The sequence below is a fragment of the Hyphobacterium sp. genome (genome assembly GCF_043584775.1).
GTDB lineage: Bacteria > Pseudomonadota > Alphaproteobacteria > Caulobacterales > Maricaulaceae > Hyphobacterium.
Window position 1 is genome coordinate 2,673,188 of record NZ_CP121327.1, and the last position, 15,024, is coordinate 2,688,211.

Consider the following 15,024-nt stretch of genomic DNA (forward strand, 5'->3'; position numbering starts at 1 on the left):
CGTGCGGCGGCGCAGACCCTCGTTCGGAGCCTCCTTGCGCGAGTTTCCCCGTTTATTGGCTTGGCATAGGCTGCAATGGGACTTGCAGCCGTTCTTTTAACGGCTGAGGTCGGGACCATCCCGGCTTCGCGGGCGCGTTGGGGCTTGTGTCTGGCGCTTCTCTTTGAAGGCGGCGAGCCGTTCGGCGCGGGCTTGTTCCGCCCGCTCGCCGAAGGTGCGAGCATCTGTCCGCACGTCCTGGCGCTGGCGTAGCTGGTCGAGGCGTTCGCGATTGCGGTCCCGCGTCAGGCGTTGGCGCTCTTCAATATGCCGGAAGACAATATCGTCGCGCTGTTTGCGGTCGCGCTCATGGGCGGCATAGGCCGCCAGCTCGTTCTCGCGCCGAATGCGGGCGTGTTCACCACGCAGATGGTCCCACACACCGCTCAGACCCGGACGGAAGCGCGCCTGCCGGTCGAGGACTTCCGCCTTCCGGCGGGCCTCCATGGCATCCAGCGCGCTCTGGCGTTCGTCCCGCTGACGGGCAACCAGCTCCGCTTTGGCTCGCTGCGCGGCTTCCTTGCGGGCTCTGGCTTCGTCCAGCAACGCCCTGCGGTGGCCGTCCATGGTGGTTTGCATCTCGCGGGCATAGCGCTCTTTGGCTTCAGGCAGGCTCGGCAGCGTGCGTTCATCGCCCAGCTTCTCCCGCACGGCCTTCGTCTTTACGCCCGTCCATGTGGCGACGGAGTACGGCTTGCCGTGTTCGTCTATGGCGACAAAGCCCCGCCGGTCGCCGCGCGCCAGCTTGAAGCCGCGCTCTTCCAGCGCATGGGAGAAGGTGGTGGCATTGTCCGAAATCGCCCAGGCATCCTGAAACGCCCCTTTGATGACGCGCGGGTCTTTGTCGAGCCGTTTCGCTTGTTGCCATTCTTCCAGTGACAGGCGGCGCGGATCGCGCTTCGAGCGGTCTGTCATACCCTCGGGCATCCGCCAGCCATGTTCGCGGTAGAGTTCCCGGCTCACCTTCATCAGCTTGTTGTGGCTATGGGAGAGCTGGATCGCTTTCATATTCTCAGCATTGATCCGGCTCCATACGGCATGCGCATGCCGCCTGCCTTCCTTCTCATGGAAGACGACGGCGCGGGGCTGGCCGGTGAGGCCGAGTCTGGTTTCGGCTTGTTCGATGGCCTGCTCGAAAGCCTGCGTGCTCACCCGCTCATTTTGCGGCGGGTTGAGGCTCAGCGAGAAGAGATACTGCCTGCACCGCGTGCCCCGGCTGACCGCATAGGCTTCGCAAAAAGCCCCCTCCAGCGTCTCCGAGGCAAATCCCCGGATTTCGTGAATTTGGACGTGATCGTTCTCCTCCTTGAGGAGATGGTGCGCCAGATCGCGGCCGCCGCCGCGCTGATTGCCGACCAGGATCATATCTCACCCCCGGACCTTGAGGCCCTGAGAGGCGATCAACACATCGCGCATGGTGCGAATGTCGGCGCAGGCTTGATGCAGCTCTTCGAGCAAGTCCGGGGTGACGGGCAGTGCACCCATATTCGCCGCCTTGGCGATCTGGTTCATGTTCGAGGCCAACCGCGATTGTCCCAACCCCGCAAGCTGGCTGGCGGCGTTCTGGTCAGATTCCGACGGCTGGCACCGTTTCACCTTACGCGGGCTGGCACGCTCACCGAACAGCACATGTCGGATGTATTCGCCCAGCGAGCGACGTCCGGCTCGCTGGCGCAGGATAGCGCGTTCTTCCTCGCTCAGGCGCAGGGAGAAGGGTGGGGGATATTTGCGGGGCTGGGCAGCACCGGCATTGCCGAATGGTTTGCGGAGGGGCTGCGTCATGGCTGCGGCCCTCCCGGATCATCGCTGTGGATGAAGTCTTCAACGTCTTTGAGTTGGACGTTCCAATCGGCCAAAGTCTCGAATAGCGCGTTTAAATCCTCTCCCTCAAGGCGCGCCATCTTCTTTTTCTGGCATTTCCATTGTGCCCAGCGCTCACGTCCGAGACGCAGGAGGGGCCTTGGCGCCTCACCCCATCGTGAATTGCGCCCTATTCGTGCACAGATCATTCTGTCGTCATGAAATTATTGCGCTGTCTTTCTGTTTTATCTCTGATTTTGCCAATTGTGACGATTGGCCTGTCCGCGCCCGCCGCGGCCCAGACCGTCGAGCCCGCGACCGAGGCCGAGGTGCGGGAAGCCTATGGCGTGTTTCTGGACTGGGTGACCGGCTGGCAGGAAGAAGACCATTACGCGCAATACCAGCTGACCGATCCACGGATTCGTCAATGGTGGCCGCGCGAGCGCTATATGCGCTTTTTCAGCGATAGCCGCCGGCGAACGGGCGCGCTGACCTCGATCGAGGTGTTGCAGGCTGGCGCGATTGATGCGCAGACCCTGCCCTGCACGGAGCGGGGACACTGTTACCGGCCAGGTGTGCGCTATGTCTTCCTGCTGTTTCGAACGACCTATGAGAATGTCGACGGCGAACTGACAGAATATGCCGCCATGGCGGAGTCCGGGGAAGGCTGGCGCTTTGGCGGTGGCAATATTCTGAACCGCCCGATGGGTGAGACCTCCGTCATCCTGACCCGGCAGGACGAGAACCGCTACCGGCAGCTCTTCCAGTAGGCGAGCCACCAGTCCGTTAAGCTTGGAATCCGGCATTTCACCTTCGATGGGTTACCGATTTTTCTTGTTTTTTCAATGTTTTCATATATATTGTGGGTCTGCCGCTAATTTGGAGCATGAAGCCGGGCCCGGGCCCGGCATTCAGGGGGGCTTTTGGCCGATTTTCATGCTTTGATTCAGGCGACGCCTGATACCGGCGCCGTTCAGCGCGAGCGCGGCGCGCCGCGTTGCATGGCGCCGTGGCAGTCACTGATGGTGGAAGGCAATGGCGTGGTGCAGCCTTGCGCCTATCGTGGCAATTACGGCAACCCCGCGATTCATCCGCCGGTCGGAAACGTCAAGGAGCAGAGCCTTGAGGAGATCTGGAACGGCGAAGAAATGCAAAAGCTTCGCGGCTGGATGGCCGAGGGAGATCTGGAATCGGCCGGTTGCGCAAAATGCCTCGCCGTGGCTCAGAACCAGCCGCTGCAGATGGCGTATGATACCCGCATTGATGATGATGGTGCGCCCCATTCGGAGTACCGCGACAATATTCTGCTGAAACGCAAGGAAGTCGCCAAGGGCAAGACCATCCTCGAATCTAAACCGCTCGTCCTCTATGTGACGCCGACCCATCGCTGCAATCTGCGCTGCACGCATTGCTATGAAACCCCCACGCGTTCCGCGACGATCCGCCGAAGCGGGTTTCAGGAGGAAGTCGAAGACTGGTTGCCCTATCTGTCCGACCTGGTGCCCGGCGGCGGCGAGCCCCTATTGTTGTCCTTCTGGCAGAAAATTTTCCAGAATCCGGTGGCAAACCGAAATCCCTATCTCAAGCTCGCTTTCACAACGGGGGGGCATTATGTGACCGAAACCATGTTCGAGAGCTTGAATAAATACGCCGACTCTCAAGTGATGGTGTCGTTCGATGCCCCGAACAAGACGACCTTCGAGAATATCCGCGTGAATGCAAACTTCGACGACGTCGTCTCGAACATGCTGCGTTTCCGCGACATCACGCTTGAAAAGCGCGACGGCGCGACCGTCATGCACATTTCGGTGATGAAGCAGAATATCCGGTTACTGCCGGAGCTGATCCGTCTGGCCGCCGCCATGGAGATCCCGTTCAATTTCCAGCCGGTCGTCGCCTATCCGGTCGATCACTCCCTGCGGGTTTTCCAGAACGGGCCCAAAGGCACGGAGATGTGGAAGTCGGCGATGGATGAAGCCTCGCATCTGGTCAAAACCCTGCTGATCCCGACCCTGAAAGCCGCCGCAAAGCGTCGCGGACGCGTGCTGCCTGAATCCACCGAGCAGGGACAGCTCGACCATATCCCGGCTTTGTCCAACCTGATTCCCTGGAGCGTTCTGGAGAAGAAGCACCGGCTTTTCGTGGGTCAGCTGCCTTCCTATCAGATGGATTACGTGAATTTTCTCCGGCGCTATGGCCTCAAGGATCACCAGCGCGGACAGAATATGCTGATCGCATTCTTCCCGAAGAACGAAGCCGGAAACAAGGGCGAAGCCCATCATTTTGCGCGGCTGACATCGGACGGGAAATTCCGGGTTTTTATCCCGCCCGGCAAATACTATGCCGCCATGAACCGGCGCGAGAACTACGCTCTGGCTTATAATGGTATCGATATCACGGTGCCGGACATCAACAGTGTCGCCGATATTCTTGAACGCCCTTCCATACCGCAAATAGGCGACCCTCTGGTTGCCCAGGAAACAATTTCATGACGCAAGATTCCGACTTCACCTCCGATGAGATCATGTTCCTGAAGGGGGTGGCCTACACGGTGGCCGGGAGTCCGGACATTCTGGAGCGGCTGAAAGCACTGGATGTCAAATTCAACGATCCTCAGCCGGCGCTCGATATTGCGGGCGAGCTCGATGCCAATGATCTCGAAATACGCTACCGGCGGATCGAGCGGACGGTAGAGCGGATCGCGCTGATGGATTTCTCCGATGCCAGCGAAATCGAGATTCCGGTGGTCAATACCGGCATTGAGGGCCGGTTGCAGGTATTGGAAGAGAAGCTGGAGGCAGTGCAGAAGCGCGTCGATGTCATTTCTCTCAGTGTCTCCGAACTGAAAAGCTGACCCGGTCCGGTTTTCGCATTCACCTGCGCCGCCGATTCAGTTATGTTGCACTGCAACCAAGGGGGATGAGATGATCCGGATCGCACTGACATTCCTGGCCGCTGCCAGCCTGGCCGCCTGTTCCGGCGACCCAGAATTTGCCGAAGGCGGGGATATTGTCACCATTCATGGCGAAATCGGAACGGTTGACCGCGGCGCGATGGACCCCGAGCTTGAGCCGCTTTTCCGTGCCTATGGCATCGAATTTGACAGCGCCTACGTCATGCCCTTCGCCAGTCTGGCGGACATGACCCAGCATGATGTCCGCGTCGCCTATCCCGAAGGCGGCGTGACCCGCGTCTTTTCCGGCCCGCTTTTACGGGACGTGCTGGATGTCGCCACGCCCGAAGGCTCAATGCTGACCATCACCGCGCTGGATGGTTATCAGCGCGATATCGAATTGTCGCGGATCGAGGATCATGATGTGATCCTGGCGATCCGCATGGATGGCGACGCCCTGAACATCGGCGGATATGGACCAGCCATGATTGTCTGGCCGCGCGATACCGATGACGCTCTGGCCGGGATGGATGACAGTGACTGGGTCTGGGGTGTGTTCTCGATCGAGGTTCGCGATTAGTCCCTGATAGAAACGCGGGGCCGGCCGCCGGCCTGTTGCAGCGTCAAAGAGACAATGCGGCCCTGTTCGCGCTGCACGGTCAGCCGGTAGCCGTCGACCCCTTCGATCATGAACCGGTCCTCACCGAGCGGATACATCCTCTGGCCGGACCGATCACCGCGCCGGTAAAACAGATTCCCGTCCACATAGTCGATATGCCGCTCGCCATAGCTGCCGGCGACGTCGCGGGCGGCGGTCTCATCCAGAGAAGCCGGGTTCATCCGTGCCTCGATCTCTTCCTGTGACCATTCGAGAAGCTGCCTGTGACCGGGATACTCGACGTTTTCGAGGATGGCTTCATAGGCTAGCACCAGCGCCGTATCGAGGGCGTCATCTGCGGCCACGTCGACATCAGGAATAACGCCAACGCCTTCCCAGTTCGTGCCGGTGACCGGATTGCGGGTGCGGCTGGTGGAGACAAAGACGGCAAAGCCCTCACCAGCCGGAAAGAACCCGCCCGGATTACCTGCGCCATAGGTGGTTTCGCCGATGATCGTGGCGCGGTCCATGGCCTGAAGATGATAGGGGAAGGCCTCACCCGCCGAGCCGGTGCGCGCACTCGTCAGCACATAAAGCGGCACGTCGGGGCGCGCATCGCCGGGCAGATAGGCCAGAGAGATCATCTCCCCCGGATATTCCCGATTGCTGGCGAGGAAGGTGTTGATCGGCACCTGGCTTGCCGGGTCCAGAAAATGGCTGATCAGAAGCTGCACCATGGACGGCGCGCCGCCACGGTTCTGGCGCATATCGAAAATCACGGCATCGGTATTCTCGATGAATTCCAGTGCGGCCAATGCGGTATCGCCCCCAATCTGGGCGGGGTAGAACTGACGCATATCGATATAACCGACATTACCCGGAAGGACCGCGACTTCATTAAAGCCGAAATTCGCCCGGCGGGCCGCTGCCAGAGGGTCGCCCTGTGGGCCTTGCGGGCCCTGACCGCCCCCCGGGGGCGGCGCGCCCATATAGCGCACCGCGAAATGCGTGTCGCGCGGGTGCAGGATCGCAGTCAGCTGCTCGGCGAGGCGAGACGCATTGCCGGCGGCGTCGAATTCACCGGCTGCGAGGCGGGCGCGCAGATCGGCGGCCAGTTCCGCCCCAATGCCGGAATCGTAGAAATTCTCTTCCACCTGGCGGGCGACACCCTCGACCACACGGCTGCGCGCCGCATCGTCCACGGACGGATTGTCCTGGGCGCGGGCGGGCACCACAAGGAATGCAAGCGATAAGGCAGAAACAAGTATGGTCTTGCTGAACATGGCAATTCTCCGGAAATTTCAGCCAAGTATTCGCCAAATCGGGGCAAGCCTCCCGTTAAATATCAGACACATTTATGTCAGATGCCGGAAAAACCCGTTGCGTCATGGCGAGAGCTTCCTAATCTGCGCAGCGATTAACTCTTGGGGAGAGACATGGACGCTGAAACCGCATCAATCGGTCAAACCATTTCCGGCATCGTCGGGAATGTGAACGATTTCGTCTGGGGGCCACCCATGCTGGTCCTCCTTCTGGGAACCGGCCTCTATCTGACGGTTTTCCTGAAATTCATGCCGCTCCGGAAAATCGGCTTCGCCTTTGGCGAGTTGATGAAGGGCCGCAAGTCACATGGTGAAGGCGATGTGACGCCGTTTGGTGCCCTGATGACCGCCCTGTCCTCAACCATCGGCACCGGAAATATTGCCGGCGTGGCCGTGGCCATTGCCATTGGCGGGCCCGGCGCGCTGTTCTGGATGTGGATGACGGCACTGGTCGGCATGGCCACGAAATTTGCCGAAGGCGTGCTTGCGGTGAAGTTCCGCGAAGTCGATTCCGATGGCCGCCGTGTCGGCGGGCCGATGTATTACATCAAGAACGGCATGGGCAAGAAATGGATCTGGCTCGGCGGGCTGTTTGCCTTTTTCGGTGTCATGGCCGGTCTGGGCACGGGCAATGCCATCCAGACGGCAGAGGTCGTCCGCACCGTCAATGACACGTATGGCATTGAATACTGGATCACGGGTGCAGTGATCGCCACTCTGGCAGGCGCGGTTATCCTCGGCGGAATCAAGCGTATCGCTACGGTGGCCAGCGCCCTCGTCCCGTCCATGGCCGGCATCTACATCCTCGTCGGCCTGGTCGTGGTGGGCATGAATGTCGATGCCATTCCGGCCGCTTTAGCTGGCATTTTCAGCAATGCTTTCGGCTTTGATGCTGCCGCCGGTGGTTTCTCCGGCGCCCTTCTCATGATGGCGATGCAACGCGGTGTTGCCCGTGGCATCTTCTCGAACGAGGCCGGTCAGGGTTCTGCGCCGATTGCGCACGCCGCCGCACAGAATGACAGCCCGGTCGACCAGGGCATCATTGCCATGCTCGGCACCTTCATCGACACCATTCTGGTGTGCTCGATTACGGGTCTGGCCATTCTGACTTCCGGTGTCATTCCGCCGGAGTGTAATGCCGGACTGATCGCGATCAGCGGGGATCTTCCGCAGGTCTGTGAAACCGGGGCACGGATTACCGCCGCGGCTTTCGGGGCCAATCTGCCCTTCGGTGATCAGTTTGTGACGATCGCGCTGGCGCTGTTTGCCTTCACCACCATTCTGGGCTGGTCCTATTATGGCGAACGCTGCGCGGAATACCTGCTCGGCGTGAAGATCGTGCTGCCCTTCCGCATCATGTGGATCATCATGATCCTTTGCGCCACCGGCCTGCTCTATGCCGGCGACAATGTGACGGCGCTGATGAATACGGTCTGGCTGACCACCGATACCCTTACCGGGTTGATGGCGGCGCCGAACCTGATTGCTCTGCTGGTCCTGTCCCCGCTGATCTTCAAGATGACACGCGAATATTTTGCGAAACTTGAGGCTGGCGAAGGCAAGGAAGCCGCCGCGCAAGCGGCGATCAATGTCGAGCTGGACGATGCGGGCAATGAACCGCCCAAGTCCTAGGCATTACTCAGGCTGAAACGGAAAAGGCCCTGCCGGTGGCGGGGCCTTTTTCTATGCGTCACCCAAAGCCGCCAGCGCCGCCTCGACATGGGCGTTGAACTGGCCCCAGCGCTTATAGGCCAGTGCATCCTCTGATGCGGCGCGCCAGCTTTGCGCAAAGGCCACGCGGTCGGCCGGGTCGGCGAGCGCCTCGCGGATCGGGTCGAGGGAGATGCGAATACAGAACAGGATGGCATTCGTCGCTTCCAGCCGCACAAGTGTCTGGCGCTCGACCCGCAAGGCGAGGTCGTCGATGGCCGCTGACGGCGGGGTGGTCTTGAGTTGTTCCCGCATGGCTGATCCGTGCGGCCAGTGCCGTTCCATGCCGAGCTGGACCGTCCAGTTGAAGCGTTCGAAGACTTCACCGGCGGGCATGCGATCGAAGACACGCGCAATTTTTCCGGCCAGTGAGGGCGAGCCGTTCGGAACCGGGTCATGAAGCTGGTACAGTTCGCGATTGAAGCTGTCGTCCAGCGAAAAGAAAGTCGGCTGGGCTAAAAGCAGGCTGGTGGCCACCCAGCCCTCGCCCGCATTCTCCATCACCACCAGATCATCCGATACAAGACGCCCGGCGGCGATAAGCGCCGGCTCATCCCGATCAGACCGCCGTTGCCCGGTGGCGGCCTCGATCCGTTCCAACGCCTCTGCTTCGGCGGCCCGTGCCGTTGGCAGAGCCCGATAATATGTCGCAGACTCCCGATCCAGCCGTTGCGATTTCAACGGCAGCCAATCTGTTTCCGGGTCGGGGCTCAGCCAGTGGGAGGGATCAATCCGGGACAGGCCGACCTGGAAACGCGGCGGGCCGTTATAGAAGGGCTTGTAGGGTGGCCGCGTCACGGCTTTCTGAAACCCAGAAGCCAGGTCAGGATCAAAGCCAGCGCGACACCAATGGCATCGGCAACTACATCAGCGACAGAGGTGGTGCGTTGCAGAATGGGTGAGCCCTGAATGAGTTCAATTACCAGTCCATGCGTGATCATGGCGAGGGAAATGAACCAGAGTGGCAGGCCGCGCCAGCCGAAAGTGGCCAGCAGCGTCAGCACCAGAAAGGCGGCAGCGTGTTCCAGCTTGTCTGTGCCAAGAAGGCGTGGCGGCGCAGCCGGGCCGGGCAGAAGCGCCAGTACGGTGATCGCTGCGAAAGCCAGCCAGAACATGCCCTTGGCCGCTTGTCGCAATGCCGCGCTCTTTCTAGGGTCTGCTCCAGACGAAATCGGGTGAAACGACATGCCAGCTACTGTCCTTGATATCGAGACCTTGTCAAAGCCCCGCTTTGACTGGACACCAGACGAGGCGGCGCTTGTATATCGCGCACCGTTTAACGATTTGCTGTTTGCCGCGCAGAGCGTCCACCGGCGCCATCATGCGGCCAATTCGGTGCAGAAATCGCAGCTTCTCTCGATCAAGACCGGCGGTTGTGCCGAGGATTGCGGCTATTGCAGCCAGTCCGCCTTTCACGAAACCGGGCTGAAAGCGTCAAAACTGATGCCGGTGGATGAGGTTTTGTCCGCTGCGCGAAAGGCCAAGGCAAGCGGCGCGACGCGGTTTTGCATGGGTGCGGCCTGGCGATCCCTGAAAGACCGCGATGTCGATGCGGTCTGCGAGATGATTGAAGGCGTGAAATCGGAAGGCCTCGAAACCTGCGTCACGCTGGGCATGCTGGAAGCCGATCAGGCAAAGCGCCTGAAGGCAGCAGGGCTGGATTATTACAATCATAATCTGGATACGAGCCGCGAATATTACGACAAGGTGATCACCACGCGCACCTATGATGACCGGCTGGAAACGCTCGGCCGGGTGCGCGAGGCCGGCATCAATGTCTGCTGTGGCGGCATTATCGGCATGGGCGAGAGCGAATCTGACCGCATCGGCCTGCTGGTCGAGCTGGCCACGATTGACCCGCATCCCGAAAGCGTGCCGATCAATCACCTCGTTGCCGTCGAAGGCACGCCTCTGGGCCATGCCAAGCCGCTGGACGGGTTTGATTTCGTGCGCGCGATTGCGGCCGCCCGGCTGATGATGCCACGCTCGGTCGTGCGCCTGTCGGCGGGCCGCGAAGGCATGAGCCGCGAGCTTCAGGCGCTGTGTTTCCTGGCCGGAGCGAATTCCATCTTTGTGGGTGAGGAGCTCCTGACCACGCCCAATCCGGATCTGGAAGTGGATGGCGCTCTGTTCACCGATCTGGGCCTGGAACCGATGGCCGCGCCGTCGGCGCCGGCGGAACGGGCGGCAGAGTAGGTAAAGCGTGCTTCGAGGCTTTCCTTGCGGAAAGCGCCTCAGCATGAGGTGAGATAGCAAATTGAGATCCACGCCACCTCATCCTGAGGTGCGAGCGGCCTGTCCCCGCGAAAGCGGGGAAGCGAGCCTCGAAGGAGAGGTGACGCGCCGCCTAATCCAGCCCGGCGAGTTCGCGCAGATAATCCCAGGTGAAGAGGCCGCTGTCATGGCCGTCATCGAAGACGATCTGGACGGCATAACGGCCGACAGGATTGGCCGCCGTGACCCCTACATTTTCCTTGCCGGTGACGGTTTTCTTCTGGGCAGGAGAATGGCCTTGAACTTCTGCGCTGGGCGATTCGATGCGCAGGAGCTGATAGGGCAATTCAGCCGTCTGACCGTCATCAAAATCGATGGTCAGAACCTTGCGTGATTTCGAGAAATCGAGACGGGTTGGCCAGGCGCGGCTCATTTCGCTTCCGCGTCACTGAGTTCGCGCGCTTCGTCCGGCAGCATGATGGGCACGCCTTCACGCACCGGGTAAGCGAGACGGGCCTTCTTCGAGATCAGCTCGCTCTTCTTGCGGTCATAGACGAGCGGCCCACGCGTGACCGGACAGACCAGCACTTCCAGCAGCTTCGGATCAACGTCTTTGGGCGGGGTTTCGGTGATTTCGCTCATGCCCTGATATCTAGCGCCGCTGGCGGCAATTTGCCAGATGGGTCACGCATCCATGTCGGCCGCATCCACGTCATAGTCAATGATATCGCCGGGGCGGCAATCGAGCACGAGGCAGAGTTTCGACAGGGTATCGAAACGCATGCCCCGGACTTTCCCGTTTCGAAGCAGGCTGAGCTGTGTTTCCGACAGGCCGATTTTCTCGGCGACATCGCGCGCCCGCATCTTGCGTTTTGCCAGCATGATATCGAGCGTGACCCGGACCGGCATCAGACGAATCCGTCCAGCTCGGCACGAATCTGCCGGCCCCGCCGGGCCAGAAGGATCAGCGTCAGTCCGGCAAATGCGAGCACCAGGTTGGCGAGGGTCAGATCAAAGCGGGCACCGGTCATCATCACAAATCCGTTCTGCATGAGATGACGCAATGCGGGTTCCGCGAGAATGGCCACCCAGGCTCCGAGCATCAGGCCGGCGCCCATCTGATTGAGGCCGGACAACAAAGCCGGGCCAAACCCTGTGGCGTCCCGCGATCTGGAAAACACTTCCGCACCCGACCAGAAGGCCCAGAGATAGAGCGCTGGCGCCACAAGTCCGAGCCAGTCGGCTCCGGCGGCGGACGCGGGATAGATGGCGAGGTGTTTGAGCACTAACAACACCGCCGCGATCACAACAAAAAACCGCAAGACGAGCGCGATGGGTGAGGTTGACAAGGCAGTCATGGATTGCTTCTTTTAGTTAAATATCATCAACTGAAACGCTAATTAATTTAAGTTTTATATAAAGTCAATACGCTCAGTTCGGCGTGCCGCCAGCGCCTTCCGCCAGTTTCTTTTCCAGGAGGGCGGTCATCAGATCATAGCGGGCGCGGCCATCCTCGGCTTCCAGCAAGGCCTGCTTTTCCTTGGCAGCAAAGGGTGCCGCCATGGCGATCTGATCAACAATCCGGATAACGGGCGCCGCATCCACCGTGCCCCAGTCACATTTGATGCCTTCCTGCGCAAACCAGCCGCGAAGCAGCGCCGTAAACCGTTCGCGGTCCGCCGTCAGCAGCGCATCGGGCGCGGCGCGGTCCGCATCAAAAAGCGACCAGTCGACCTGCGCGGTGCGATAGGGCGTTTTCTTGTCGAGCTCGGCCGTGATCTCGAAGCGCGACAGGCCTTCCAGCTCGATCAGATAGCGGCCGTCTTCTGTCTCGGCATGACGGGTAATGCGTCCGGCGCCGCCAATGGCCTCGATAAAGGGCTGGTCGGCCGGACCGCCGGAGCGGGTCTGGACGATGCCGATCAGCTTGTCGCCCGCCATCGCGTCATCGATCATGTTGAGATAACGCGGCTCGAAAATATTGAGCGGCAGAACCTCGCCGGGCAGCAGAATGGCGCCGCCCAGCGGGAAGACGGGCAGGGTTTTGGGAAGCTGTGTCATACCTTTGAGCTAGGGCCGAAAAACGCCTCTGCCAAGGGGGTGTCAGGAAAACAACATTGTGGACAAGCGGCGGCGGCCGGATTTTGCCACCGGAGAGGCAAAGCCCGCAGCCTCGAAAACCTCCAGCAGGCGCGCCTTGGCCTTGCCCTCTTCCCACTCGGCATCCGCCTCGAGAATCAGGAAAAGCTGATCGGTTGCGCCTTGCAGATCGCCCTTGCCCACCAGCGCATTGGCCAGCTCGAACCGGGTGTCGTGATCGCCCGGATTGTCCGCCAGCTTCTGCTCCAGCTCGGAGGCTTCGCCGGCATCACCGGCTTCTTCCGCCAGCTTCAGCGCGGTGATGACGGCCTGCACTGCAGGGTCGGATTGCTTGTCATCGGGCACGTGTTGAAGGATTTCACGCGCCTTGTCCGGCTCGCCGCCGGCGAGGAAGACGCGGGCCATGCCCGCAATCGGGGCCATGTTTTCCGGGTCCGATTGCGCCGCCAGAGAGAAATCCTGCGCGGCACCGCCCAGATCACCGGAGGCCAGGCTTTCCTCGGCCCGTGCGATCAGCGCGGCGATGGCTTCCTTGTCCGGACCATCGCCGGTAATGCGCTTGATGAAGTCATTGATCTGGCTTTCCGGCAAAGCGCCCATGAAGCCGTCCACCGGCTGGCCGTTCTGGAAGGCAAAGACGGCGGGGATGGACTTGACCTGCAATTGTCCGGCGACGCCCGGATTTTCGTCGATATTGATCTTCACAAGCCGCACCTTGCCGCCGGCCTTGCGCACTGCGTTTTCAATCGCCGGTCCCAGCTGACGGCAGGGGCCGCACCAGGGCGCCCAGAAATCGACAATCACCGGCACTTCTTTCGAGGGCTCGATCACATCGGCCATGAAGCCCTGATCCGTGCCGTCCTTGATGAGGTCCGCCGCAGGGGCGGAGCCAGCGGACGGGGCGGCATTCGGGTCGGTCGTGAAAAAGTCGCTCATGGCAGGATTCCATCTTTGATGTCTTGGGCCTTACTTGGCGCGCGAGGCCCCGTTTTACAAGGTCAGTCGTCTGCCGCCAGCGCGGCAAAATCCACAATCAGCGGATCATGTCCGGTGGCTTTGGCAAAGGTCAGAAGATCGTCGCGGGCAATCGCCGTTGTGGCATCATTCTTCAGCGGATGAAAATTGACGGGGTCCGTCGCGAGAAGCGCCGAATCGATCACGAAGGTCACCTTGCCATCGGCATCATTCATCAGCGCAAAGGCGGTCACCGAGCCCGGACGCACGCCCAGCACGTCGAACAGATCCTCTTCCCGCGCAAAGGACAGGCGCTTGCAGTCCAGCGGCCGGTGCAGACGATTGACCCGGATCGGCGTGTCGCCCAGCGCGGAGACCAGGACGAAGCGGCCCTTCTTGTCTTTCAGGAACAGATTCTTGGTATGCCCGCCGGGCAGACTGGCCTTGATCTCCTGCCCTTCCTCCACGGTGAAGACGGGCGCATGATCCAGCGTTGAATGGGCGATGCCCAATTCATCCAAGTATGCCAGTAATTCATTCCGGGTAGCTGCCATGAGGGGCGTTATGGCGCATGAGTGTGCTGGATCAAGCGTAAATCTGCGATACGCTCCCTGCATCAGACCCGAAGGATCCGCCCATGACGCCGCCGCTCTGCTTTTTTGGTTTCCGCAGCCCCTATTCCCGCATCGGCCTCGCCAAGCTGAAGGCGGCGGGCATTGTGCTGGAAACCATCCCCTTTACCGGGCCGCCGGACGGGGCGCCCTTCTTCAATCCGACCGATAGCCGGCCCAAGCTGGAATATTATCTGGAAGACATTCCGCGCATGACGGCGCGGGCGGGGCTTCCGCTCGCCTTTCCCGATCCGTTCGAGCTGACCACGAATCTGCCCAACCGGGCCTTCCACTTTGCCGATCTGGCCGGAAAGGGGTTCGCGTTTGCCTGTGCGGCTTCCGAGGCGCGCTGGGGTGAGGGTCAGGACCTCAACCGGCATGACGTGCTCGCCGGCATCGCCGCCGGGATCGGCCTTGAATTGCCGGACGATGCTGCGCTGAAAGCCTCGGAAGCGATAAAGGCCGCCGAGGCAGAAGCCCGCCAGAAGGTGAATGATCACGGTGTTTTCGGCGTCCCCTTCCTGATCGCGGACGGGCAGAAATACTGGGGGCAGGACCGGTTCGATCTCTATCTGGAAACAATCGGCACCTAGCTGAATCTGGCGTCTTGCCTTTAAGCCGGGATTGCGCGATATACGCCGCCTCCCGGCGCAAGCCGGAACCCCAGACATGAGCGGGCGTAGCTCAGGGGTAGAGCGTCACCTTGCCAAGGTGAATGTCGTGAGTTCGAATCTCATCGCCCGCTCCATTCTCTTTTCAGTATGAGCTTGGTTGACGTTTCGG

19 protein-coding genes and 1 tRNA gene are annotated in these 15,024 nt (G+C 60.7%); 8 read left to right on the forward strand and 12 right to left on the reverse strand.

The window, feature by feature from the left end; genetic code table 11:
• Window positions 1-96: 96 nt before the first annotated feature.
• Window positions 97-1,404 (reverse strand): relaxase/mobilization nuclease domain-containing protein, encoded by a 1,308-nt coding sequence (locus P0D52_RS13360; protein WP_394693142.1) that lies wholly within the window; start codon window positions 1,402-1,404, stop codon window positions 97-99.
• Between the two features lie 3 nt (window positions 1,405-1,407).
• Window positions 1,408-1,821 carry a hypothetical protein gene (locus tag P0D52_RS13365; protein ID WP_394693143.1) on the reverse strand — a complete coding sequence of 138 codons (414 nt, stop codon included), beginning with the start codon at window positions 1,819-1,821 and terminating at the stop codon, window positions 1,408-1,410.
• Between the two features lie 236 nt (window positions 1,822-2,057).
• On the opposite strand from P0D52_RS13365, the gene P0D52_RS13370 reads away from it, so the two are divergent.
• From P0D52_RS13370 to P0D52_RS13385, 4 genes are all read left to right on the forward strand, one after another.
• Window positions 2,058-2,609: a hypothetical protein gene (locus tag P0D52_RS13370; protein WP_394693144.1), complete on the forward strand. Its 552-nt coding sequence runs from the start codon at window positions 2,058-2,060 to the stop codon at window positions 2,607-2,609.
• A gap of 153 nt (window positions 2,610-2,762) precedes the next feature.
• Window positions 2,763-4,331, forward strand: coding sequence for an SPASM domain-containing protein (locus tag P0D52_RS13375; protein WP_394693145.1), 1,569 nt, complete (start codon window positions 2,763-2,765; stop codon window positions 4,329-4,331).
• A complete protein-coding gene (locus P0D52_RS13380; RefSeq protein WP_394693146.1) occupies window positions 4,328-4,693 on the forward strand; it encodes a hypothetical protein in 366 nt (121 codons plus the stop codon). The genes P0D52_RS13375 and P0D52_RS13380 overlap by 4 nt, the downstream gene beginning before the upstream one ends.
• Before the next feature lie 70 nt (window positions 4,694-4,763).
• The gene (locus P0D52_RS13385) at window positions 4,764-5,312 is read left to right on the forward strand and encodes a molybdopterin-dependent oxidoreductase (protein ID WP_394693147.1); all 549 of its coding nucleotides are present in this window, start codon (window positions 4,764-4,766) and stop codon (window positions 5,310-5,312) included.
• On the opposite strand, the gene P0D52_RS13390 is transcribed toward P0D52_RS13385, so the two are convergent.
• On the reverse strand, window positions 5,309-6,613 hold the full coding sequence (locus P0D52_RS13390) for a S41 family peptidase (RefSeq protein WP_394693148.1): 1,305 nt from the start codon (window positions 6,611-6,613) through the stop codon (window positions 5,309-5,311). The two genes, P0D52_RS13385 and P0D52_RS13390, sit on opposite strands and share 4 nt — an antisense overlap.
• A gap of 153 nt (window positions 6,614-6,766) precedes the next feature.
• Between P0D52_RS13390 and P0D52_RS13395 the strand changes: the two genes are divergently transcribed.
• Window positions 6,767-8,284, forward strand: a complete 1,518-nt coding sequence (locus P0D52_RS13395) for an alanine/glycine:cation symporter family protein (RefSeq protein ID WP_394693149.1) — start codon at window positions 6,767-6,769, stop codon at window positions 8,282-8,284.
• 51 nt (window positions 8,285-8,335) lie between these two features.
• Here P0D52_RS13395 and P0D52_RS13400 read toward each other — a convergent pair whose 3' ends face one another.
• Together P0D52_RS13400 and P0D52_RS13405 are read right to left on the reverse strand one after the other, a co-directional pair.
• A complete protein-coding gene (locus P0D52_RS13400; protein WP_394693150.1) occupies window positions 8,336-9,160 on the reverse strand; it encodes a heme-dependent oxidative N-demethylase subunit alpha family protein in 825 nt (274 codons plus the stop codon).
• The gene (locus P0D52_RS13405) at window positions 9,157-9,498 is read right to left on the reverse strand and encodes a teicoplanin resistance protein VanZ (RefSeq protein WP_394693151.1); all 342 of its coding nucleotides are present in this window, start codon (window positions 9,496-9,498) and stop codon (window positions 9,157-9,159) included. Before P0D52_RS13405 ends, P0D52_RS13400 begins: the two co-directional genes overlap by 4 nt.
• A 49-nt stretch (window positions 9,499-9,547) precedes the next feature.
• Here P0D52_RS13405 and bioB point away from each other — a divergent pair, with 49 nt between their 5' ends.
• Window positions 9,548-10,558: a biotin synthase BioB gene (bioB, locus tag P0D52_RS13410; RefSeq protein WP_394693152.1), complete on the forward strand. Its 1,011-nt coding sequence runs from the start codon at window positions 9,548-9,550 to the stop codon at window positions 10,556-10,558.
• A gap of 151 nt (window positions 10,559-10,709) precedes the next feature.
• On the opposite strand, the gene P0D52_RS13415 is transcribed toward bioB, so the two are convergent.
• From P0D52_RS13415 to P0D52_RS13445, 7 genes are all read right to left on the reverse strand, one after another.
• Entirely contained in the window at window positions 10,710-11,009 is a 300-nt protein-coding gene (locus P0D52_RS13415; RefSeq protein WP_394693153.1) for a gamma-butyrobetaine hydroxylase-like domain-containing protein, read from the reverse strand.
• Complete coding sequence (locus P0D52_RS13420; RefSeq protein WP_394693154.1) at window positions 11,006-11,218, reverse strand: Trm112 family protein; 213 nt, start codon at window positions 11,216-11,218, stop codon at window positions 11,006-11,008. Before P0D52_RS13420 ends, P0D52_RS13415 begins: the two co-directional genes overlap by 4 nt.
• 42 nt (window positions 11,219-11,260) lie before the next feature.
• Window positions 11,261-11,485: a helix-turn-helix domain-containing protein gene (locus P0D52_RS13425; protein ID WP_394693155.1), complete on the reverse strand. Its 225-nt coding sequence runs from the start codon at window positions 11,483-11,485 to the stop codon at window positions 11,261-11,263.
• A complete protein-coding gene (locus P0D52_RS13430) occupies window positions 11,485-11,934 on the reverse strand; it encodes a hypothetical protein (protein WP_394693156.1) in 450 nt (149 codons plus the stop codon). The genes P0D52_RS13425 and P0D52_RS13430 overlap by 1 nt, the downstream gene beginning before the upstream one ends.
• 73 nt (window positions 11,935-12,007) lie before the next feature.
• A complete protein-coding gene (locus P0D52_RS13435; protein WP_394693157.1) occupies window positions 12,008-12,637 on the reverse strand; it encodes an LON peptidase substrate-binding domain-containing protein in 630 nt (209 codons plus the stop codon).
• A gap of 42 nt (window positions 12,638-12,679) precedes the next feature.
• Window positions 12,680-13,612 carry a thioredoxin gene (gene trxA / locus P0D52_RS13440; RefSeq protein WP_394693158.1) on the reverse strand — a complete coding sequence of 311 codons (933 nt, stop codon included), beginning with the start codon at window positions 13,610-13,612 and terminating at the stop codon, window positions 12,680-12,682.
• Window positions 13,613-13,674: 62 nt separating this feature from the next.
• Complete coding sequence (locus P0D52_RS13445) at window positions 13,675-14,184, reverse strand: prolyl-tRNA synthetase associated domain-containing protein (RefSeq protein ID WP_394693159.1); 510 nt, start codon at window positions 14,182-14,184, stop codon at window positions 13,675-13,677.
• A gap of 83 nt (window positions 14,185-14,267) precedes the next feature.
• On the opposite strand from P0D52_RS13445, the gene P0D52_RS13450 reads away from it, so the two are divergent.
• Together P0D52_RS13450 and P0D52_RS13455 are read left to right on the forward strand one after the other, a co-directional pair.
• Entirely contained in the window at window positions 14,268-14,834 is a 567-nt protein-coding gene (locus P0D52_RS13450; protein ID WP_394693160.1) for a DsbA family protein, read from the forward strand.
• Window positions 14,835-14,914: 80 nt separating this feature from the next.
• A tRNA-Gly gene (locus tag P0D52_RS13455) sits at window positions 14,915-14,989 on the forward strand.
• The last annotated feature ends 35 nt before the right edge of the window (window positions 14,990-15,024 follow it).

Bases quoted from the DNA above. Each gene is read 5' to 3' on its own strand.
- P0D52_RS13360 (WP_394693142.1), bottom strand. From the start codon at position 1,404: ATGATCCTGGTCGGCAATCAGCGCGGCGGCGGCCGCGATCTGGCGCAC.
- P0D52_RS13365 (WP_394693143.1), bottom strand. From the start codon at position 1,821: ATGACGCAGCCCCTCCGCAAACCATTCGGCAATGCCGGTGCTGCCCAG.
- P0D52_RS13370 (WP_394693144.1), top strand. From the start codon at position 2,058: ATGAAATTATTGCGCTGTCTTTCTGTTTTATCTCTGATTTTGCCAATT.
- P0D52_RS13380 (WP_394693146.1), top strand. From the start codon at position 4,328: ATGACGCAAGATTCCGACTTCACCTCCGATGAGATCATGTTCCTGAAG.
- P0D52_RS13385 (WP_394693147.1), top strand. From the start codon at position 4,764: ATGATCCGGATCGCACTGACATTCCTGGCCGCTGCCAGCCTGGCCGCC.
- P0D52_RS13390 (WP_394693148.1), bottom strand. From the start codon at position 6,613: ATGTTCAGCAAGACCATACTTGTTTCTGCCTTATCGCTTGCATTCCTT.
- P0D52_RS13395 (WP_394693149.1), top strand. From the start codon at position 6,767: ATGGACGCTGAAACCGCATCAATCGGTCAAACCATTTCCGGCATCGTC.
- bioB (WP_394693152.1), top strand. From the start codon at position 9,548: ATGCCAGCTACTGTCCTTGATATCGAGACCTTGTCAAAGCCCCGCTTT.
- P0D52_RS13415 (WP_394693153.1), bottom strand. From the start codon at position 11,009: ATGAGCCGCGCCTGGCCAACCCGTCTCGATTTCTCGAAATCACGCAAG.
- P0D52_RS13420 (WP_394693154.1), bottom strand. From the start codon at position 11,218: ATGAGCGAAATCACCGAAACCCCGCCCAAAGACGTTGATCCGAAGCTG.
- P0D52_RS13425 (WP_394693155.1), bottom strand. From the start codon at position 11,485: ATGCCGGTCCGGGTCACGCTCGATATCATGCTGGCAAAACGCAAGATG.
- P0D52_RS13430 (WP_394693156.1), bottom strand. From the start codon at position 11,934: ATGACTGCCTTGTCAACCTCACCCATCGCGCTCGTCTTGCGGTTTTTT.
- P0D52_RS13435 (WP_394693157.1), bottom strand. From the start codon at position 12,637: ATGACACAGCTTCCCAAAACCCTGCCCGTCTTCCCGCTGGGCGGCGCC.
- trxA (WP_394693158.1), bottom strand. From the start codon at position 13,612: ATGAGCGACTTTTTCACGACCGACCCGAATGCCGCCCCGTCCGCTGGC.
- P0D52_RS13445 (WP_394693159.1), bottom strand. From the start codon at position 14,184: ATGGCAGCTACCCGGAATGAATTACTGGCATACTTGGATGAATTGGGC.
- P0D52_RS13450 (WP_394693160.1), top strand. From the start codon at position 14,268: ATGACGCCGCCGCTCTGCTTTTTTGGTTTCCGCAGCCCCTATTCCCGC.